Source organism: Myxosarcina sp. GI1(2024) (assembly GCF_053543375.1).
The window spans coordinates 92,712-114,913 of sequence record NZ_JBKGTY010000012.1; the positions used below are offsets into that span (position 1 = coordinate 92,712).

General features: G+C 40.9%; 14 protein-coding genes and 2 pseudogenes. 4 read left to right on the plus strand and 12 right to left on the minus strand.

Annotation, left to right across the window (positions count from 1 at the left end):
• Window positions 1-69 precede the first annotated feature (69 nt).
• From ACLFKQ_RS27380 to ACLFKQ_RS27390, 3 genes and pseudogenes are all read left to right on the plus strand, one after another.
• Complete coding sequence (locus tag ACLFKQ_RS27380) at window positions 70-2,031, plus strand: ATP-binding cassette domain-containing protein (RefSeq protein WP_449002813.1); 1,962 nt, start codon at window positions 70-72, stop codon at window positions 2,029-2,031.
• A gap of 117 nt (window positions 2,032-2,148) precedes the next feature.
• Window positions 2,149-2,453, plus strand: a pseudogene (locus ACLFKQ_RS27385) (DDE-type integrase/transposase/recombinase); the annotation flags it as partial.
• Between the two features lie 233 nt (window positions 2,454-2,686).
• Window positions 2,687-3,429: pseudogene (locus ACLFKQ_RS27390) on the plus strand (IS1 family transposase).
• A gap of 174 nt (window positions 3,430-3,603) precedes the next feature.
• Here the strand turns inward: ACLFKQ_RS27390 and ACLFKQ_RS27395 are convergent.
• The 5 genes from ACLFKQ_RS27395 to rfbF form a co-directional block, all read right to left on the minus strand.
• Window positions 3,604-5,154: a VanZ family protein gene (locus tag ACLFKQ_RS27395; protein WP_449002814.1), complete on the minus strand. Its 1,551-nt coding sequence runs from the start codon at window positions 5,152-5,154 to the stop codon at window positions 3,604-3,606.
• 128 nt (window positions 5,155-5,282) lie between these two features.
• Entirely contained in the window at window positions 5,283-6,521 is a 1,239-nt protein-coding gene (locus ACLFKQ_RS27400) for a class I SAM-dependent methyltransferase (protein ID WP_449002815.1), read from the minus strand.
• Window positions 6,522-6,600: 79 nt separating this feature from the next.
• Window positions 6,601-7,833: a methyltransferase domain-containing protein gene (locus tag ACLFKQ_RS27405; RefSeq protein WP_449002816.1), complete on the minus strand. Its 1,233-nt coding sequence runs from the start codon at window positions 7,831-7,833 to the stop codon at window positions 6,601-6,603.
• A gap of 192 nt (window positions 7,834-8,025) precedes the next feature.
• The gene (locus ACLFKQ_RS27410; RefSeq protein WP_449002817.1) at window positions 8,026-9,069 is read right to left on the minus strand and encodes an NAD-dependent epimerase/dehydratase family protein; all 1,044 of its coding nucleotides are present in this window, start codon (window positions 9,067-9,069) and stop codon (window positions 8,026-8,028) included.
• Entirely contained in the window at window positions 8,993-9,847 is an 855-nt protein-coding gene (rfbF, locus tag ACLFKQ_RS27415) for a glucose-1-phosphate cytidylyltransferase (protein WP_449002818.1), read from the minus strand. The genes ACLFKQ_RS27410 and rfbF overlap by 77 nt, the downstream gene beginning before the upstream one ends.
• Window positions 9,848-10,620: 773 nt before the next feature.
• Here rfbF and ACLFKQ_RS27420 point away from each other — a divergent pair.
• The gene (locus ACLFKQ_RS27420; RefSeq protein WP_449002819.1) at window positions 10,621-10,977 is read left to right on the plus strand and encodes a hypothetical protein; all 357 of its coding nucleotides are present in this window, start codon (window positions 10,621-10,623) and stop codon (window positions 10,975-10,977) included.
• 306 nt (window positions 10,978-11,283) lie between these two features.
• Here the strand turns inward: ACLFKQ_RS27420 and mutL are convergent, their stop codons facing one another.
• From mutL to ACLFKQ_RS27455, 7 genes are all read right to left on the minus strand, one after another.
• Window positions 11,284-13,038, minus strand: a complete 1,755-nt coding sequence (gene mutL / locus ACLFKQ_RS27425) for a DNA mismatch repair endonuclease MutL (protein ID WP_449002820.1) — start codon at window positions 13,036-13,038, stop codon at window positions 11,284-11,286.
• Window positions 13,039-13,080: 42 nt separating this feature from the next.
• Window positions 13,081-13,794, minus strand: coding sequence for a molecular chaperone DnaJ (locus tag ACLFKQ_RS27430; protein WP_449002821.1), 714 nt, complete (start codon window positions 13,792-13,794; stop codon window positions 13,081-13,083).
• A gap of 429 nt (window positions 13,795-14,223) precedes the next feature.
• Complete coding sequence (gene psaK, locus ACLFKQ_RS27435; protein WP_449002853.1) at window positions 14,224-14,499, minus strand: photosystem I reaction center subunit PsaK; 276 nt, start codon at window positions 14,497-14,499, stop codon at window positions 14,224-14,226.
• 626 nt (window positions 14,500-15,125) lie between these two features.
• A complete protein-coding gene (locus ACLFKQ_RS27440; protein ID WP_449002822.1) occupies window positions 15,126-15,764 on the minus strand; it encodes a pentapeptide repeat-containing protein in 639 nt (212 codons plus the stop codon).
• A gap of 63 nt (window positions 15,765-15,827) precedes the next feature.
• Entirely contained in the window at window positions 15,828-17,198 is a 1,371-nt protein-coding gene (locus ACLFKQ_RS27445) for a DICT sensory domain-containing protein (RefSeq protein WP_449002823.1), read from the minus strand.
• Window positions 17,199-17,263: 65 nt separating this feature from the next.
• Window positions 17,264-18,844 (minus strand): photosystem II high light acclimation radical SAM protein, encoded by a 1,581-nt coding sequence (locus ACLFKQ_RS27450; RefSeq protein WP_449002824.1) that lies wholly within the window; start codon window positions 18,842-18,844, stop codon window positions 17,264-17,266.
• Between the two features lie 665 nt (window positions 18,845-19,509).
• Window positions 19,510-22,080 (minus strand): tetratricopeptide repeat protein, encoded by a 2,571-nt coding sequence (locus ACLFKQ_RS27455; RefSeq protein WP_449002825.1) that lies wholly within the window; start codon window positions 22,078-22,080, stop codon window positions 19,510-19,512.
• Between the last annotated feature and the right edge of the window lie 122 nt (window positions 22,081-22,202).

The following is a 22,202-nucleotide window of genomic DNA, read 5'->3' on the forward strand; positions in this document are numbered from 1 at the left end:
ATCAATCTAATCTGGACTTAATCGTGCTAGAAAGCAAACACCAAAAAAACTACAAGCGATCGCAGGTCGATGCAAAACAGCCAATTGACTCAAAATATAACCTCAATTGAAGTAACGGGACTGCATAAGCACTATGGCAAACTAGCAGCCGTTAAGGGAATTGATTTTACCGTTCGGCAAGGTGAAATCTTTGGCTTAATTGGTCCCGATGGGGCGGGTAAAACTACTACTTTTCAGATTTTAGCGGGGGTAATGGAAGCTAGTGCGGGTAAAACCGAGGTTTTGGGTAAACCACCTCGTGAAGCTCGTTTGGGCATTGGTTATCTGACGCAAAAGTTTTCTCTCTATCCCGATTTGAGCATTGAAGAAAATTTACACTACAGTGCTGGTTTGCGTCGAGTGCCAGAAGCGAAATTCAAGCAAAGAAAAGCCAAACTACTGCATCTATTTAGTTTGGAGCAATTTCCTAATCGTCTTGCCAGTCAACTTTCGGGAGGGATGAAGCAAAAATTAGCCCTCTGTTGTGCTTTGATTGCCGAACCCCAAGTATTGTTATTAGACGAACCGACTACAGGAGTCGATCCCGTATCCCGTCGTGAGTTTTGGGATTTACTCGCCTCCGTCGCTGCCGAAGGAGTGAGTATTGTGGTAGCAACTCCCTATTTAGATGAAGCAGAACGCTGTCACCGCATTGCTTTGATTTATGGAGGAAAGATTCAACAAATCGGTACTTTGACCCAATTAAGGGAAAGTTTGGGTTTGTATCGCCTTGAAGTGAGGGCAAAAAATTTATCTGCTGTAGAAAAAGCATTGTCGGTTAATTCTCTAGAAAATGGCATTTCCGATTTACAATCTTTTGGCGATCGCTTGGATGTGTTAGTTTCCGATCTCGAAAAAAGCACCAAGAAAATTCGTCAGGTATTAACACAGCAGCAATTAGAATTAGATAGCCTGCAACCAGATGAACCGACTTTAGAAAATGTCTTTGTCACGCGCTTGCGCCAACAAGATTCAGAACCGGCTTTTATTGAATTTCCCCGTTATCGTGGGGCAGAGGGGCAGAGGGGCAGAGGTGCAGGGCAGATAAATAAAATTTCGGTAACATCTCAAATTGCCATAGGTGCAAACAATTTACAAAAAACTTTCGGGGAGTTTCAAGCGGTAAAAGGAGTCGATTTAGAAGTTAAATATGGGGAAATATACGGTTTATTAGGGGCAAATGGAGCGGGAAAGACGACTACAATTAAAATGCTCTGCGGTTTGCTGCCAGCCAGTGGTGGAGAGATGATTCTAGCTGGTCAAACTGAGAATTTGCATAGTTCTCCAGTTCGTTCTCGCTTGGGTTATATGAGTCAAAAATTTACTTTATATGATGACCTGACCATCAGACAAAATTTAGAATTTTACTGTGGTGTCTATGGCGTTCCTCGTAAGTTGCGACGGGAGAAGATCGACTGGGTTTTAGCTACTTGTGGTTTAGTAGGGAAAGAAAATACAGTGACGGGTAGACTTCCTGGGGGTTGGAAACAGCGCGTTGCTTTTGGTGCTTCGGTAATGCACGAACCAGAGATTTTATTTTTAGACGAACCTACTTCTGGTGTCGATCCCTTGGCAAGAAGACAATTTTGGCGATTAATTCGGGATTTTGCTCAACAGGGAACGGCAATTTTGGTTACGACTCACTATTTAGAAGAAGCAGAAAACTGTAATCGCATGGGGTTTATGGTAGCAGGAGAAATCGTTACTCAAGGTTCGCCCAGTGAAATTAAAGCCCAACAACCAGGAAAATTAATCGAAATAATGGTATCGGATACTCAAACCGCTTCTAACTTACTCAAAATACTATTAGAATCTTGGCGAGTTTCCATTTTCGGCGATCGCCTTCATTTAGTCTTAGATAATCCCGAACTAGAATTATCCCAGATAAAACAAAGTTTAGCAGAGAAACAAATAGATATTTACTCGCAACGAGCAATTCCTTTTTCTTTAGAAGATGCGTTTATTAGTATCGTACAGAGGTTGGTATTTTAAGAGACTGTTCGTAAATTTACATTAAGCAGGCGGTTGTGTCGCACAAATAGCTTGATGGTAGGCTAGAAATGCTCGAATCTCGAACTTTATTGGACTTTGGACAAAGAGCAGAATAAAGCAGCAGCGAAGCGATTCTTTCGTAAGACTTTGAAAGCAACTCCTACTCAAAAACCACGTCTGATTAATGTCGATAACAATCCAGCTTATCCCGCAGCAATTGACGACCTCAAAGCCGAGCGACATCTTCCTAAAACCAGCAAACTTCGGCAGGTGAGATACTTGAATAACACAGTCGAACAAGACCATCGTTTCCTCAAGCGTTTAGTCAAACCTGGTCTGGGTTTTGGTTCTTTCCACACTGCTCGACGTCCCCTTAGAGGTTACGAAGCGATAACATGATACGGAAAGGACAGCTTAAAGGTGGAGTGCATCCCAACAATGGAGTAAGTAATAACACTTAGTGATAAAAGATGATTTTAAAATTATCCTAAGAGAAAAGAAAAGTGTAAACTTTAGCAATAAAGGCTCTTGCACGCTTTTGGTGAAACCGAGATCGGGCGATCGCTGGCGGTCAACCTCAGAAGTAAGTGATATTGGCGTTGGTAAATGCGTAATGCTATTGGGTCTAAAATCGAGTAGTTGGGATTGGTAGTTTGTGGCTCATGGAATATCGTTTCAAAGTAAGAAAAATGGTTTTCGCCGAGGAAAACAGTCATATAGGTGTAAAAATTGTGGGACTCAATATATAGCTCATTCCTGTTCAAGAGCATACTCTCCACAAACCAAACAAACTTGTATTGAAATGTAGCTCAATGGCATCGGTATCAGAGGAATTTCAAGAGTAACCAAAATTAGTCATCCTACTATCTTGAACTGGATTAAAGAAGCAGGAGAATCTTTATTGGATGAACCTCAAGATGAACAACTGCCCGAAATTACTGAAATTGATGAACTTCAAATGCCGAATGCACTCGCCCGCAAGCACCTGAATCAAATTCAGGTGAACGGGCGAGCTTTTGTGGGCAACAAAAGAAACCAATACTCGATTTGGACAGTGGTCAATCACCAGAAAAAAGGTATTATTATTTGGACTATAGGCGATCGCTCTCATCAGACATTTGCGGTTCTTTGGTCAATTATCAAGTGTTGGCATAGCTTTTGGTACCTAACGGATGGATGGAAAGTTTATCCAATGTACATAGAACCAGAAGAGCATCTCATCTCCAAAACTTACATGACCAGAGTTGAGGGTGAAAATACTCGTTTGAGACATTATTTAGTTTAGCTCGATTGCACCGTAAAACTCTTTGCTATTCCAAATCTTTGGTTTTTCTCAAGTATTCTATTCGGTTGCTATTACACTATCTTAGATCTAATACCGCCTCTGTTTTTTCTTAGAGCATTACTTACTTACCAACGCTGAGATTAGCTATTAGTTGGACAGCAAAAATATATCCGTAGTGACAATGGTATGTATAATTGTCGCATGAGAAAAGCTATCAAGGTAAGGCTAAATCCAACCGATCCCCAAAAGCAGCTACTTACGCCAAATTAGAAACAAATTAATAATCTTTAGTTGGCATAATTAAGTTTTTCCTTGTTCACGATTAAAGCAGTAGTTAATAGCATTAAAGTAGCAAGTAACAAGTTTGATTTTCTAAATGGCTGGGAAGTCATTGAAGCATACAATAATTCTAGTAATATCGGTGGCACGAAGCAGATAATTACTATTGATAGTATTTTAACCAGAGAATTATTTCTAATTAGAGACAAAATGAACCCGCCGATTAAACCCAAGGGGATAAAAGCTATTCCATAAAAAGCAAGATAATATTTTAGTGGAGCAAAATCTGCCAGATTAATTTGCCAATTCGATATTGCCAAAGGATAATAAGCTAAAAAATTTATTTCTGGTTGAAATAAAAAGCTATATTTATTACTCTCGCGATCGATATAAAAATTCAGTTGGTTTCGAGCGAAAGTAATTAATAAATGATGAAAATTAGTATCATTAAAAACTTCAGGAATTACCAATTCTGGTTGACTGGCATTGTCTCCTGTTATAGGCGATCGCAAGCGAAAGGTTAAATTACTTTGCTCTTGTCCGATGGTAAAGTTACGAGAAACAATATCTTTGGAAAGGGAAATAATTCTTGCAGGTCCTATCTGCTGAGTGCGATCGGTCGCTAAAATTATGCTCAAAGTAAATCGATCTGCTGTTTTTAGCTCGTCAATTAATTTAGAAGCTGGGGTTGGGGAAATCAACCAGCGATCGCCATTAACTAAAATCGAGTTACGATCGACTTCAGTCTGATCCGATCTACTATTGTCTGTGTTTGAAGATGAATTTTCTTGCCAAACCAATACATTGGCACTATCGCCTAAAGATATGTAGCTTTCTCGTTGGTCTTCGAATTGATAAGAAACGATATAGTCCGCTCTATTAACAGGTAATTGTCGTTCTGAAAATGCTTTCTCGATTTCAGAGAAAGATAGGGGGCGATCGCTAATTTGAAAACTTTTTATATAACCTTGCCAAGGGCGATCGCCAGTGGCTTCATTGCCAATTACTAAATAAAAATCATCGTTCCAATTTCTCAAATTAATATTAATTAAGATGACATAAGTAGCCAAGTAAATAGCAAAAAAATAACAGACAAAAACGGTTATTAATGACTTTAACCGGCGCTTACTATTTTCACCTAAAATTGCTCTTGCGAGAGAGACAATTGAGTTCCGCCACCAGTACAAACTAGTGCCCAAAAATCCGCCAATTGTGTTAGTTGCCACATCAGAAAAATTAGAAACGCGAATGGGCAAAAAAAGTTGCAGACTTTCTACCAACAAAGATAGAGTGCAACTAGCAAGAATTGCAGGAATTAAAACGATTGCAGACTTGAGTTTTGTAGTCGATAAAACTGCTGCCAAACTAATACCAAACGGCAGAAAAAGCAAAATATTTTGCCAATAGTCTTTAACAGTACTACTATATCGAAACTCCTCGAAAATTAGCGACTGCGATATTATATATTCTGGAATGACAAAATTAAATGGAGCGAGAGTCGCCGCGATTACCAAGATAACACTGGCAGTTAAGCAATAATACCAAAAATGACGATTCACTACTTGCTTTCGCTCCCCAAACTTACGGCTTTATTTAATTTGCTCCTGAAAATAAAGAGTAACGAAAAGCATTAATTGCTAGTACGTTACCCTCGATCGATGTTTAGTCTAGATTTTTTTTAGGGTATTTATAACGATACCACTTCAGTTGAAACATTCATGTCTCGAAGCATTTTGCCAATTTCTTCACGATAAATTGAGTTCATTATAATAACGCGATCGGGTTGATAGGTTTTAAGAAATTCTGGTGGCATGATTTCCTTGCCTACCCCAGGAATAAATTTACCGTGACGGTGAGGATTAATGTCGATCGCATACTCGATCTTATCGACTGTATTGAGCGTAGTTAAGAAAGAAACACACTTAGAACCCGAACCCCAAACCACAACCTTTTGGCGCTGTTTTTGTGCATCGATTAAATATTCTTTCCAGTAGTTAAGCTTGCTGGTAATATTCTCGGCAAAGTATCGGACATCACTAGCAACTTGAGCTACTGTTTCTTCTAACGAATGAATCTTTGCTGAAGGCGTATCTCTAGGCTGCGCTTCGATAATTAAATACTGCTCGCCATAGTCGCAGTAGAGATCCTTGACTTCAAAGCCACAATGGCGGAACAAACGCGCTAAAGTACCGGGACTAAAATAAGAACAGTGTTCGTAATAGATATCTTCAAAAGCTAGTTCTCGTAAAACCCTAGTATTGCTGGGAATTTCAAAAACTACGTTAACTTCTAAGCGATCGCCAATCGAGCTGCGTACTGTTTTAATAAATTCCGCCGTAGGTTGAATGTGTTCGAGGGTATGGCGACAGCAAATAAAATCGCCAACATATTTAGCGTGCTGTTGGGAATAATACTCTTGGATGAAAGTAACTCGGCTAGCAGCTTTGCTTTGAACTCGGTTGGGAACGACACTGGGATCGATACCTATGCCGCGATTATTACCCAATTCGCATAGCATTAATAAGAAATCGCCTTTGCTACAGCCAATTTCTACGATATCTTTATCGTGCAGGTCGTACTTCTCAATTAATTTGTTGGCTAAATTACGAGCAAACTTGTTAAAAGTAGGAGAAAAACTCTGTTGGTCTTCGTAGTTAGGGGCATAAGCCGACCATTTAGAATCGAACTCAATATTAGTAATAAAACCGCAATTGCTACAAAAGCCTAGAACGACATCGCCACAAGGAAAGTTTAAGGCTTCTTCCCGACTTGACAACATCAAGCAGCTATGAACGGGTACGTTACGAACTTCATAGAAAACTGATAGTTCCAAATGACCGCAGCTAGGACAAGTACGTTCTATTAAACTCGATTTAGTCGATAGTTGCTGTAATTGGTCATCGTGGCGTAGGGAATTTTGAACCATGTTAAGAGCGATTGAATGTATTTAAAGTTAAAGTCTATGTGGAATGGAGAGATACATCAATAAAAACCAGCCAGGTTCGCTACTCAATAATTTTAGGCGTAGGAATGGGAACGATAAACTTACCGCCATGAGCACGAAACTCTTTTTGTTGTTTGATAATTTCATCGGCAAAATTCCAAGCCAAGATTAAGACGTAGTCTGGCTTATCTTCTAAGAGTTTGTCTGGAGGAAAAATAGGTAAATGATTGATCCCCATAAAGCGGTTATGTTTGAATTTATTGAGATCGACGACATAATCGAGAAGAATTTTGTTAATTCCCAAATAATTTAGCATGGTAGTGGCTTTAGCAGCAGCACCATAGCCAACCATTCTTTTTCCTTGTTTTTTCAAGTCCCAGAGAAGATCTAACAAGGAATACTTTAAGGACATTACCGTGTCGGCAAAATTACGATAGTAATCGAGACAATCTACTTCTAGTTCTCGTTCTCGTTCTAGTAAGGATTTAACCGATTCTCCTACTGCTTCTCGAGGCTCGACGTACAGCCGCAAAGATCCTCCGTGAATTGAAGTTCTCTCAATCTGATTGAGATACAGCGAATGTCGCCTAAATAATTTATCTAAAGCCGTAACCGAAAAATAGCACAAATGCTGATGATAAATCGTATCAAATTCGCAGTGTTCGACTAGATCTACGAGGTAAGGAGCCTCAATAACCGCTACGCCAATATCCTTGAGTAAAATAGCGATCCCCTCCACAAAGCCATTGAGGTCGGGTACGTGCGCCAAAACATTATTAGCTAAAAATAGATCGGCTTGTTTACCTTTGCCTTTGAGTTTTACTGCCAAATCTTTGCCAAAAAAAGTGCATAAAGTCTCAATTCCCTTGGCTTGAGCAACTTTTGCCGGTTCGAGTGCGGGATCGATCCCGAGAACGGGAATCTGACGATCGCGAAAGTATTGCAGCATATAGCCGTCGTTACTGGCAGCTTCGATGACTAAACTATCACGATCTAACTTCCTCTTTGCGATTAGATTTAGTGCGCTATCTCCAAAATGCTTGAGTAAAGAAGGAGAAACAGAAGAGAAATAGGGGTAATCTCGCCCAAACAAGATTTCTGGTCGTACTTTTTCGGTAATTTGCACCAAAGAGCAGTTAGGACAGAAAGCCAAATCTAATGGTGCGGTATATTCTGGTAGGACTAGCTGCTCCTTAGTTAAGAGATTATCTGCTAAGGGAGTATATCCAAAGGAAATAATCGTATCTAAAGCGGAGTAACCGCAGGAAAGACAGGTAGCGCGATCGCTATTCATAATAGTTATGTTGACAAATTATTAATTTAATCAAAAACTTAATTTCTCTAGTCAAAAATTACTTTGCTGCTTGGCAGTGAGTAACCTTTGACCGTCGGATAGTTTTACTAGCTAAGCAAGACTAAACTAGAGGATGAGTGATAATTCAATTCATTCAATCTGATTATTTCTTAGCTAGCCTATCGGTTATTTTTAAGCGATCGTAGCCAAAGTTTCATGTTGCCAGCGCAAGTTATTATCTAATAATCCATTGCTAATAAGATATTTGATGTGAGCTATTCTTTGATATTTGGGACCTTCAAATTCATCTAAAGTTAGTCCCACTCGTTTAAAAGCTTGGTAAAGCTCCATAGCTCCTTTGCGAGCATCCCATTGAGGCTGAAAATTTAGAGTTTCAGCTATCTTGCTACAGTCAACTCGATAGCAGCGTTTGTCTGGTCCGGCATTAGGAGCATATTCAACGCGACAGTTAGGAATTGTAGCTCTAATAATTTCGGCTAAATCCCGAATTTGATAGTTATCTTGGTTGCGTCCGACATTAAAAGCCTCATTGTGAATTAACTCTCGCGGTGCTTCGAGAACGGCAATAAAAGCTCTAGATATGTCTTCAATATGTACGATTGGCCGCCAAGGAGTACCATCACTTTTGATATAAACTAGACCTTTAGTAAAAGCCCAGGCAGCTAAATTGTTGAGTACCAAATCGAATCGCAGTCGCGGAGAAACGCCAAAGGCAGTAGCATTCCGTAAAAAAGTAGGGCTAAAGTCCTCATCTGCTAGCTTACTGACATCTCGTTCTACCCGAACTTTGGAAACTCCATAGGGAGTTACGGGGTTAAACTGAGAGTTTTCATCCAGCCAGTCTTGTCCTCCCGCACCATAATTACTACAAGAAGAAGAAAAAACGAAACGACTGACACCTGCTTGTTTGGCTAATTTTGCCAATCTTACCGAAGCCTGATAGTTGATTTCATCAGTTAGTTGAGGATTGAGATTACCTAAGGGATCGTTAGAAAGCCCTGCTAAGTGTAGTATTGCTTCAAAACCAGACAAATCTTCTGGTTCTATGTCCCGAATGTCTTTTCTCAGTTCGGGAATCTCTTTAATTCCCGTGCCAAAAGTACTTCTCTCGTAAAAATCGCTATCTAAACCGACGACCTCATACTTTTTGTCCATCAACATTGGCACCAGAACCGTACCGATATATCCCTTGTGCCCAGTTAATAGTACTTTCATATTTGCTATCCTCCCATGTTTTCCAAGGTGCTTTACCACTCTCCCACAATGCTTCCAAACGTTTTTTATCTCGTAAAGTATCCATACACTGCCAGAAAGAATCATGTTTGTATGCCATGAGCTGACCATCTCTAGCTAATCTTTCTAGGGGTTGTTTTTCCCATTGAGTTTCGTCGCCGTCAATGTAGTCAAAGACTTCTGGTTCGAGAACGAAGAAAGCACCATTAATCCAACCTTCTTTAGTTTGTGGTTTTTCAGAAAATTCGACAATTTGTTCTCCTTCTAACTCCAAGTGACCAAAGCGGGCTGGAGGACGGACGGCAGTAAGAGTAGCTAACTTGCCATGAGCGCGGTGAAAAGCTAGTAATTCTCGAAGGTTGATGTCGGAAACTCCATCACCCCAAGTTAACATAAAAGTTTCATTACCTAAATAAGGGGCGAGACGCTTGATGCGACCACCCGTGTTGGTCATTGCTCCCGTATCAATTAAGTCTACAGTCCAATCTAATTGATAACCGCCATGAGTTTTTACTTCACCATTGCGTAATCCTACGGTAAGATTGCTGTTGAGTGCGCAGTAATCTACCATATATTTTTTGATTACCGCACCTTTGTAACCTAATGCAATGCAAAAATCCTGAAAACCATATTGATAGTAATGCATCATAATATGCCAGAGGATTGGCTGTCCGCCAATTTCTACCATTGGTTTTGGCTTATTTTCAGTTTCTTCAGCAATACGGGTTCCTAAGCCACCAGCAAGAATAGCTACCTTCATGATTTTGTCTCGTCTAAAGCTTTAATAGTAAAGTAAATTTATTCACTGAATTGTATTTGTTCGCTGAATTGTATGGCAATTCATTTATTCTTCATAAATAATTGTAGATTTCACGGTTGAATTTTACCTTAAAGATTTGGTAAAGCAAATTTTTATTTATCTTAAAGGAACTGGGACACTCAAATCAACTTGAGTTGCTCTAGGATTATGTATGTACGAAATTTTTATGATATCTACGGGATTTTACTTAAATAAAATTCTCGCAATTAAAGCCCGATTTTAGCAACAATAAAAATAAAAAATTTTAACTGTCAATCAGTAAGGATTCATGACTAAAGTTGAGGAATTAAAGTTGGTGCCTCTACTGAAGGATTGACCATTGCTTGTACAGAAAAATTCAATGACAGAATGTCTTTGGCGACGACACGGCAGTCGCTTCAAGTTGGGGAACCCGCCCAATGCGCTGCCTCAAGTTTGCACTATCGTCAATAATATTTACGTTTGGTAGTTTACAAAATAAAAAATAGTGGCAACAAATAGTGGCAACACTCCTATTACTGCCGACTCGTTGTTTAGTATTAAAAAACACATAGTTAAGATTAATTTCTACTACAGCGGTTTGCATATCGATATGAAACGATAATTGCTGCAAATATAATCTAACAATCTCAGCTATCCAAAGCAGGCGATCGCGCTCTTAATATTTAAATGAAACCTTACTCGATTGTGAATATTGGCAGGAACAAACAGGTGTAAGAGTTAGTGCCAGTACCATGTGCCGAGAATTACAAAAACAAAAATGGACAATTAAAAAAACGCTACGTATTATTCAAGCAGCAACAGAAGAAAAACAGCAACAGCGATTAGAGTATTGGTCACAGATAAAAGGAGTAGAAACTAAAGACTTAATATTTATCGCTGAAATGGGAGTCCTGCTAGGTTTAATGCGAACTCATGCAAGAAGTCTTAGAGGAGAAAAGGCGTATGACATCAAGCCATTTTATCGAGGTAAAAGAATTACGGTAATGGGGACAATGACTATCAATTGTTGCTTAGGAATAAAAAATCTTGACAAAGGGATGAACGGAGAAAATTTTCAACAATTTCTGCGAGAAAAGTTAGCTACCTAAATTATGGTCTGGGGCAGTAGTAGTAATGGATAATTTACCTGCCCACAAAGTCAAAGGGGTAACGAGCATTATTGAAGATGCTGGTGCTAGAGCTGTATATCAATATATCATTAATATATCAATAGTAGTACTGGTGCGACCGCACCTTAAACCTCTTGATATGCGATAAAAGCTCTAACTGCCGCTGATAAATTGGGGTTAAGAATACTTCACTCAGCAATTTACGTTTAGATCCGATAAGAGTTCCCTGCAGTCAATTAATTCATAGCTAAGCGATCACCTAAACGATCTTAAACTAACTCTGGTTTAAATGCCATGGCTTTTACCAATTACCCAGTGACGACGAAAAAAGCGAGACAGTTCGGTTTCTTCTAGGGAGAGATAAATTGGTCTACCGTGAGGGCAAGTACGGGGATTGCGGCTTACTTGCCAGCGATCTAAGAGGTTTTGCATCTCTTCTATACTCAAAGGCGTACCGTTGCGAATAGCACTACGACAGGCGGTGGCAACTTGAGCGGTTTGTAAGTCACCGCCCCAGCTTAGTTCTATTAGAGCTTCACTGCGATCGCTTCGTTGGGCTAGCATTCGCGGTATGTTTCTCGCCGCCCACAGCTTCTCCCCAAAAGGTTCGAGGGCAATTTCCAATCGCTCTAGCTGCTCGATTTGTCTGAGGCTTAAATTAGGTAAAATTATCGGAGTTTCGAGCAAAACTAACTGCCAGTCATCCTGTAGCTGTTCGTATAATACTCTTTCGTGAGCAATATGCTGTTCTATGAGCCACATACCATTAGTATGTTCGGCAACGATATAGGTTTGATTAACCTGAGCTACTGCTTTTAAGGCAAGAGAACTAATTTTGGGTTTTGGTTCTCTAATTAGTGGCGGATTTAGGTTGGAATTAATATGATATTTGCCTCTGGCTTCAGCTACCTGAAGTATTTTACCGATACGGCGATCGCCAACCTGAGCGGGAAGTTTATCGGTATTGAGTTTTAATGCTTCCTCGATCGCCTGACTGACTCTTTCTTGCCAGTAAGCTAGAGAATGGAGATAGATTTCAGTTTTGGCTGGGTGTCGATTCCAGTCTATTTGACTGGGACAAGTTTGCAGGTGCAATAAGCAGACGGGATAGCGGTTGCGGGGCAGAGTTTTTGCCATACCGTTTAACATCGTCTGCTCTAATTCTGGCGAGCGCACGAACCGTCGATTTACTGCAACTCTAACCCAGTCGGCTCGATGGCGATGGCAGCGATCGGGCAACCCAATTACCAATTCTATGGGGGATTGAGAGTTAGCATTTTTTTCGTGTGCCCATTCCCCCAACCTTTCGATTTCTTCGTCTTGCACTACTTCTGTCGGGTTTTGAGGGGTAGGGATTTCTAGCTTGAGATAGTGCAAATCTCCCCGATCGATCCTTTTCAAAATTTGAGGTAATATGTCTCTGGCATTCTTACCAGGACTGAGATTGAACCATGACTTTTGTTGGAGTTTAACTTGCCAGGTAACTTGTGGGTGACACAGCGCAATTTGATAAATTATTTTCTGGATCGATTTGAGCTGTCGAGGCAATGGGGGTAAACCCCGACGACGTACGGGTATGTTACCAAATAGATTGGAAACCGTAACAGTGGTACCTGGAGCGATGGCTACAACTTCTTGTTTGACTAACTGGTTCTGTCGATAGCTAACTTGCCAACCAATATTGTCTCTTCCCAAACAGCGACTGCTAATCTTCAATTCTGCTACCTGAGCGATACTGTGTAGTGCTTCTCCTCTAAAGCCCAAGCTAGTTATATGCCAGAGGTCGTGACAAGTACGAATTTTACTGGTGCTGTGTGGTCGAACGCAAGCTTGAAGATCTTCGAGAGACATTCCTTTGCCATTATCAGTAATTATTACCTGCCACACTTCGGGAACTATAGATATACTAATGCGATCTGCCTCTGCATCCAAAGCATTTTCAACCAATTCCCGTACTACTGCCGCTAGAGAATCAATTACTTCTCCTGCAGCAATTAAATCTATTACTTCGACTGGTAAAGCTCGTATTTCCCCAAGCATAAGTTCGATGATTTAACTTCTGTCTCTTTCAAATTTTCCCTCCTAAAGAGTTTGGACACTATCAGTCGTTTCTACATTTTCTAGATATTGTCGAGCAATTTCCCAAGCAGTATTAATTAGCTGCATCGCGCGTTCGCAACCTTGGCGATCGGGATGGAATTTCAAGCACATTTGACGATAAGAAGGTCGCCCGAAAGCAATAAATGCCAGAGAACACCAAATCACATCTAAGTCATCCACCAGAAAATTTTGATAGTTATTACAGATTTCTATATAGTTGGCGACTAACTGTTGATATAATTTTTCGGCATTGGGCAAAGTTTGTTTGATAGTATCGATAGTTATTTGGCGATCGCTAATTTCCCGCTCTCGGCTAAAATTTAATTCGCTTTCAGTTTGCCAGTTATTACCCTGACTTGGGTTTTCTGATAATGGTGTTTCAGATATTGAAGCATGTAAAGCATCGAGTAAATCTCGATCTTGTTGACACTCAGAGCGTAAATTTTGAAATTCTTGAGATAGTTGGACAATACGCTCTAGTTTGGCTAATTTAAATTTTAATGACTCTGCACATCCGTATAGTTGGATTGCTTCTTCGTCTAACTGACTTTGACGTAGCTGATTTTGCTCAATTTCTATCTCTAGTTGTCTAACACGCTGATTGATTGTAGCTTGTTCTTCTTGATTGGCTTGTTCTCTAAGCGCCAATTGCTCCAACTGAGATTTAATTGTGGCGATCGCATCGACTAAATTCATCGGTTTGATTTGACAGTGATTAAACAAGTTTGCTCGACATCTGGCAGTCTTCCACCAACTATTCTATCGAGTCTATCTAGGGTAACCTGTATTTTCTGAAACTAGCTCACGACCGAGAAGCAATTTTACTTGAGAAAACTAATGGATCGAAGATCGATTTTAATTAGACCTCTGTGTTGAAGGAAAATCATAAGATTTCTCGCACGAATCATCATTAACTACCTCTTTTAAGATACAAGGGTATAAAAGATTCATTTTCATAACAGGTCTATAGAAAATAGGTACTAGTAAACAGAAACACTCTAAAATACTCTAACAGTACCTAATTATTTAACTAGGAACTAGCAAATTTATGAAATTTTTTTGAGATTCTATGGGTTTATTTGGGGCAAATCAACAATTCGCCCCAAAGCCAAACAAAATTTAATTTCAAAGGGCACCAATATTTGCGAGTCCCAAAATGACTCCCGCACCGATCATATGACCGAGACTAGTCGTTGCTAATAAGGCGGGTAAACCCATACCGCCAAAAAACTCGGGAGAAGGCAAACTCGGTTCTGCACTGTAGGCACTATAGTTGTTTAAAGCAAATTTTCCTAGAGCGATCGCCACGATGTTGCAAAAAATCATTACTATGGCTACTTTATAACTCCATGAGACGGTATTCGGTGTAGAAGATGCTGCGGCTATTAAATAATACAAAATAATTCCTCCGTTTATTTTATGATGTCAAATTGAAAATTATTATATTTCTTAAAGCCTTACAAAGATCGCTGACTAATTATTGCTGCAATATTTGTTAATTAAGTAAAGTTTTTTATCTAAATCTGCTAGCAAATCCTAATTTTTAGCTCGACAAGTAGAATCTGTTTTAGAATCTGTAAGACAGAGATTACTGCGCAGTAATCTCTGACTATATACTAAAGTTGCCTGGGGCTGTGGCTCAGCAGGATAGAGCAAGCGCCTCCTGAAAAATCGGGCACGATGAGGGAAACTTCATCTGTGAATGTGGTCTAATTCAGGGAAGCCTAAATTCGCCCTGTCGAACAAGGTAATCTTGAGCCAAGCTCTATATTTCTTGGTAGAGAAGGTGCAGAGACTAGTTGTAGGTACGAAATCAAGGAAAAGTTCATCAAATTGCTTGGTATCAAGCGAATTGTACCTAGAACATAACGACCACCACCTAAAGACATAGGAAAATGTCCAAGGTGAAGAGATAGTCCAGAGAGTGAGGAAACTCACACCAATCTGAAGCGCTAGGTCGCCGGTTCAAATCCGGCCAGTCCCGTTGACGAGTCAAATATAGCAATTATTTAAGAATAAATCCTTGCCTATTTGGCGATCGCCGTACCGATAGTGCAAGACCGCTCTAAATTAACGCCGTCTAAATGGCTGCCTTCGGTTTCGGCGCACAATAAATTAGCTCCGGCTAAATTAGCTCCGGCTAAATTAGCTCCACGCAAGTCGGCTTCTTCTAAATTAGTTTCGCTGAGATTAGTACCTCGTAAATCAGCTTGAGCGAGATTTGCCCCTTTAAGATTGGCACCGTTGAGATTGGCTCCTCTTAAGTCTGCACCCCGCAAATCTACACCTTGAAAATCGACCCCAGTAAGATTGGCACCGCTGAGAAATGAGCCTGCTAGTGCAGCGCGAGTCAATTTTGCCCCCATGAGATTAGCGCCGCGAAGATTGCTACCGCGCAAGTCAGCGTTACTCAAGTCTGCTTGCATTAAACTCGCTCCTAAAAGGTTAGCTCTCAAGTCGGCTAATTTGAATTGCGCACCTAGAAGATTAGCCCCATCTAATCTAGCTCCTTTGAGATTAGAACCAGATAAATTAGCACCGACTAAATTAGCTCCAGCTAAATTAATTTTCTCTAGCTGACAGCCAGAGAGATCTTCATCTTCTAAATCGACTCCTGGGAACTGTTTGCTTTGCCCCGCAAGAATTGCGTCTACTTCAGTTGTCATAATATCATTGTCGATCTGGTTAATTAAACGTTAAAGAATTTTTCGGTCAAAACTCAAGCCAATTCAAGTCGATTGAATCTGAGTCTCGGGCATTTTCTCAGAATCGATCAGCCACATTCCCCCAGAAATTTTAGGTTGATAGGCTTGCAGACTCATTCCCTGCTGTAATCCCATAACCAATAAACCTAAAGCTTCGACTAATTTGGGGTCGTATCTCTTACCCGCTAAAGCCTGACAATCAGACAATGCCTGAATATAGGGATCTTTATCTGGGGCATATCGTTTGTAAGCTTTCATTTTCTGCTGAAAATCAGTAAGTAGACCGATAATCCGCGATTCTAGGGGAATATCATCGTAAGCCAATCCCGTTGGGATTCCCGAACCGTCCCAAGATTCCCGTTGATAGAGCAAGATTTTGGAAATTGCCTCTAATTGGGGCATAACGCGCAATACCGATGCATTGGGTAAAGCATCTTTCTGTTGCAAAATTTTTTGTTGGGCAGACGATTGTTTGTGGGTTTTAGTAAGTTTGGGTAGTCCCACTCGATGTAATAATCCAGCTAAATATAACCGTTTGGCTTGCCAAGCGGGAAGATCGAGCAGTTGCGCCATAGCTTCTGCCATTGCCGTCACTTCAGAAGCAGCCATAGGATTGCTAACATCGGTGCGGTCTAAAAGCTGTGCCATGCGTAAAAAGGCTTGCATTCCATTGGAAACTATATTGCGATCCAATGCCTCAAACATATCGATGTCTGCTTGTGTTTCTGGTTGGTGTAAATTTTTTTGGGAAGCCTGTAGATATCTCACCACTAGTGATACTACTGCATCGATATCGTCTCGCCGTCTGGCGTTAAATTGGGCGTTAACCGCTTCTGCCTTGGCTGCCAACATTCGGGCGAGCTCGGGTCGGTAGTTGTTAATGTGGTCGATAGCTAGATTTATCGTTTCGCGGACTAATATTGGTTCGAAAGTCCAAAAGCCGTAAAATTTACGCTCTAAATCTTCTTGTGGCTTATTTTCTCCATAATCGGCTTCGGATAGTTCTTGGCAAAGAACCATTGCGGTATAGGTAGGAGACAAAATTATCAAGTGCCACTCTTGCTCTACCGGATCGCCTGGTTGGAGATGAACTAAGTCTACGTTGTTTTTTTGGCTAGTAGGATGAGTATCAAATCCAGAGTCCGGCGCAGCCATAATCGCAATCCAGTCTGCTTTTTGAGCTAAATTGCCGTAGCGGTCTGCTTCTTGTAAATACCACTTACCACGTTGGAAAGCCGTAACTATCAGGGGAGAGCTTTGAGATTGCAAAATAAAATCTTCTAAAGCATGACACAGCACTACCAAAGTGTTTTTATAGTAGACTCCTAAATTTAGCGGTTTTTTGTCGCTGGAATGAGCCTGATTTAATTTCTGTAAGATCGAGCCTTTTAACATATCTTGTTATTAGTTATTTAGTAAAAATAATCGGCGATCGCGCCAGATCCCGCCAGTACGGGGTTTTACTGACTCGATCCAGTCGCCGTTAACTTCCGATTATTAGATTCTACAGGTGCTGAGAGTGCTTCTTCTAGTGGAGCGCGACCCAATTTAGTTTCTAAAATCTGCATCACTTTTCTCCCAAAGTCATTAGGATTTTGCTGCCAAGCCTGAAGGCAAACTTCTCCAAAAAAAGAACCCAACGGTTCGGGATTCCATAGCAGTTTCTTTGCTGTCCAAGGCATCAAACTCATTGGGTTGTAACCAGGCTTGAGTATGTCATACTCGAAAGCATACTCTTCTAAATGGGTGTGGGGCTGAAGTCCGATAAAGAAAATCGCTGGTTCTACCTTATCCACACCGAAAATTTTTTCTAACTCTCGATGATAACTAATAGTCTGTCGAATTGTTTCGTAGGTTTCATCGATGACGTTAAAAGAGTAGTTGACCGAAACCAAATCGTTAAAACCTGCCGCTTTTAAATCGCGACAGTTTTCTAAGACGGTACGCAGGTTATAGCCCATGCGCATTTTGCGGACTAACTCTTGAGAACCGCTGGTAATTCCGATTTCAAAATAGTTCATCCCCGTTTTAACCATTAATTTACACAGTTCTGGTGTGAGGTTATCAGCACGAATATAAGCCGCCCAATGGATGTCTTTCATGCCAGAATCGAGAATTTTTTGGAGTAGAGCGATCGCATCTGGGATAAATTTACGGGCGGGAATAAACTGGGCATCGGTAAACCAGTAGTTACGAATGCCTCTGTCGTATAGCTGACGCATTTCTTTGACTACTTCATCAGCAGGGTTAATTCTCACCTGTTTACCTTCAACTACCGTATAAATACAGTAGCAGCAGTTGTGAGGACAGCCTCTTTTGGTTTGTACGCCAAGATAAAAATCATTTTCTTGAAGATAATAGTCAAATTCAGACCAAATTTCGGCTATATAATCGTAATTACAGGCAGTTTTTTCGATGGGAGTCGGCCATTCATGAATCATGCCCACTCTCGGCTGGTTTTCTCCTACGATGTAGCATCGCTCATCGCGAATCTCTTTTCCCTGTAATAACTTTTCGAGTAACTGTTCTCCTTCTCCAACTGAAACAATAGTGCCGCGAGGTAATTGCTGTTGAAGCTGTTCGTAAAACACGCTAACTGCTCCTCCACCTACTACCGCATGAGCGTGAGGACAATTCCGCTGCGCTCGCTTCAACCCGCGCTTAATCAAACCAAGATTGCGCCAGAGTTCTCCGTAGTAAGCCGCTGCAACTTTAAGTCCTCCTAAAGCACCCCTGAGTTTAATTAACGGATTTTTAGCGTAATAAAGTTCGAAGGCATTTTGGAGGGGATTACCTCCTCTACCTCCCACCGGGGCATAAATTTGAATATCTCGCCAGGAAAATACCAACAAGGTGGGCTTAAACTCATCGATACAGCGATCTAATGCTCGATTAAAGTCTAATGGCGGTACCGTTCCCAAGTCAAAAATTTTTTGCTCTACTTGAGGAAACAGCTTGTGAACGTGGTCTGAGAGATAGACGACTCCGATGGGAAAGATTGGATTGCAGGGAAGACGAACATAGAGAATTCGTTGGGACATAAGTTTAAAACTTAAGTTAACTTTTATAGCTTTTATGAAACTCAAACCCCCGAGCGGGGTGGATTTTGTGGTTCAAAAAGTTTAAATTATTTATATAACTTAACTTTAGCGAGATTATCAGTCACAATCAACTAAGTAAACAATTATTGACCAACTACAAGAAAGGAAAATGTCAGGATTGACTTTTAAAATCTGCTCATTTTCTTTGAACAGACTTGTTAGTGACTCTTTATTCCTTAAGCTGCTTGAAGCAAGAAACGTAGCTCATCGACCCGTTCTCGAAATAGTTGCCTCTGCTCAGATAAGGACACGACTTCTGTCATCGACTTCCTGGGGCGGCAGAATTGAGTGATTTCATCAAGGGTTTGACCAAAACTCTGGGCAGTCTCCAACTCTCGGAAACCCAGCGTCGGATAGTAGCGTCACTTCACTATTCGATGGCTCTGCTCGAGCGGATTAGCTTGACAACCTCTGACTTGATGCTCGACCTCTTCTCCTCAAGTTGCCGTAACTGCGCCAGGATAGGAAGCGAGTCCATCTGTCACTACTTTTTTAGGAAGGTCGGCTATAGTTGTCGCCGGCTCGAAACAAGCTTGAGCCCCTTCCAAGAAACATCGGTGACAAGTTAAGCCAGAATGCTCAAAGAGCGATCTCTTGTTAAAGATCTACTTACCATCCACAGGTTTTGAGTACCCCTGTTGTCCCACGAGGCGAGCGAACAGCTCATTTTGAACAATACCTTTAAAATGGGGATCGGTTTTAGCTTGTTGTCGGTATTTAGAATTGAGTTTAATTGCCTGCTTTAAGTTATCGACGGCTGACTCGACTCGACCTGTCAGAGCATAGCAGATTGCTTTGTTATAGTAAGCTGCAGCATAATCGGCACGAAGCTCTAAAGCGCGATCGCAACTAGTTATTGCCTCTTCATACTGTTTTAGCTCGATCGCAATTTTGGCTCGATAGTTCCAAGCTTTAAGTAATTCGGGATTCAACTCTACTGCCTTATCTAAAGAAGTCAGTGCATCTTGGTAGCGTTCCAACATCTCTAAAGCCATGCCGCGATTCATCCAAGCAACGGCACTATCTGGTTGTATTTTTACGGCACGCTCGAAAGATTGAAAAGCTGGCTCGTGTTGCAGTAACATCCCCAAGGCAACACCACGATCTACCCAAGCCTGATAATAATCTGGTTCAATTTCTACTGCTCGATCGTAACTAGCAACCGCTTCTCGATAGCGTTTCATCCGGCTTAAAGTAATGCCGCGATTGCACCAAGCCTCGTAAAAATTGGGGTCAATTCTAACTGCTTTATTAAAAGCCGCGATCGCCGCTTCCGATCTTTGTAACTCCCTTAAAGCAATGCCACGTTGATTCCAAGCACTAGGATTGTCTGGCTTGAGTTCTAAAGCTCGGTCAAAAAATGCGATCGCCTCTTGATAATTTTCTCGAGCTAATTGTTGGTTTCCTCGTTCGATAAAATCATCGGGATTGAGAAATAATTGAGGATGATTCTGTTGAAGCCTTTCTAGTGGTTCGCTGAGATTTTGCAGATTTTGTTGGATTTCGGTTAGGGCAGTTCCAGCAATCTCTTGTGGATTAATCTGGGCTAAATCTGCCAAGATTTGTTCTTTTTGAGTTTGGGCATCTGAGTATAGTTGCGAAAGCTGGGTAGCATTTTCGGTTTGCAAGCGTTCTAGATTTTGCACTATTGATTCCTGACGCTGTTGTATTTGCGCTCGTGCTTCAGTAAATCGAGCGTCAATTTCGGTTTGTAGTTGGGCGAGGTTTTGCAATCCCCGTTCTTTTTGAGCTTCAATTCCCGCGTTTTCTTGAGAGATGCGCGTGGCAAATTCTGTTTCTAGCTGACGTAAATTTTCTAGAGTCTGTTGGATTTGCCGCTCGATTTGGGATTGTGAATCTGATAGTTGAGTAGCGAGTTCTGTCCTTAAGTACTCCAAATTCTTGGTGGTTATTTCCTGCTGTTGCTGCACTTCTCGTTCGGCATTGGTTTGTAATTCGGAGATTTGTTTGGCAAATTTAGATTCTAGTTTGGTCAGACTGCGGACAATGGTATCTTTATGTTGTTGTGCTGTCTGTTGCAGCGTTGATAGTTGGTTGATAAATTCAGTTTTTGAGCTTTGTAAATTTTCTCGAAACTGTTGCTTGTGTTCCTGTAAATCGGATTGTAGTTTGGTAAGTTGAGGTGCTAGTTGAGAACTTAATTGTTTGAGCTGTCGTCCCAATTCATTCTTTTGTTGTTGCGCTTCTGCTTGTAGCTTAGATAACTGCTCTGTAAAATTAGTTCGTGCTTGTTGTAGCTCTTGTAAAAGACTATCTTGTCGTTGACGAACTTCTGCTTGCAAACTAGAGATTTGAGGAGCAAATTCACTGGCTTGGCTTGCCAAATCTCGAAGCAGAGAATCCCGTCGTTCTTCAGTGGTATTTTTAAATTGAGTAAGTCGAACGGCAAACTCGCTGGCTGATGTTTCTAGCTCTCCAACTACCGTTTTTTGTTTTTCCTCAACCTCTGCCTGAATTCGCTCGAGCTGAGGAGTAAACTCAGAACTCAAACTTGCCAAATTTTGCAGCAAGAGATCTCTTTGTTCTTCGCTATTTATTTCCAGTTCTTTCAGTTGACTAGTGAATTTAACCTCTAATTTACTTAATGTTTCTCGATAGGTATCGATTTCACCGTTAATAGTTTTAACTCCCTGCTGTTGGGCACTACCAAGTTCTGATACTAACCCAGAGATAGTTTCTCGCTGGCAATTTAACTCTTGTCGGAAATTTTCTACCTCATCCTCTAACCCCTGGTTCATTTGTCGAGCATTTTGTAGGATCTGCCGAACTTCATCATTAACGCTGTTGAGTTGGGATTTAGCACGATCGAGTTCCTGAAGATTGGTACTGACAAGGTGGGCAACTTCTCGAATGACAGCTTTACGTAATAGCCACAAAGAAGCGATCGCAGCTGTTAATAATAATGCTAAAGTAGCCAAAATTATCAGATTAAATTGGGTCAGAGTTCGGTTGAAGAAGCGATTAGCCTCAGCTTCAATTTGTTCTTGAATTGGGTTGTCTGAGGGTAGTGCCTCTGGTTGTGACACCTGTGCCAACAAAATTGGCGGAGTGGAGGTGGAGCGAGCAACAGCAGAGCCTGCAGGCAAGAGTAAGGTAGTCAAAATTAAACTACTCTGCGATAACCAGAGTGAAAACTTAGGATATTTGTTGCTCATCAGGCCCACCTGTCAAATAATAAATAAAGTTAGAAACTTTACTAGCTTCAATGTATCGTTCTAACGTGGTTAAAATTGCATCTTCAAAAAATATTTTGAGATTTTTCTGTAGAGATTTATCG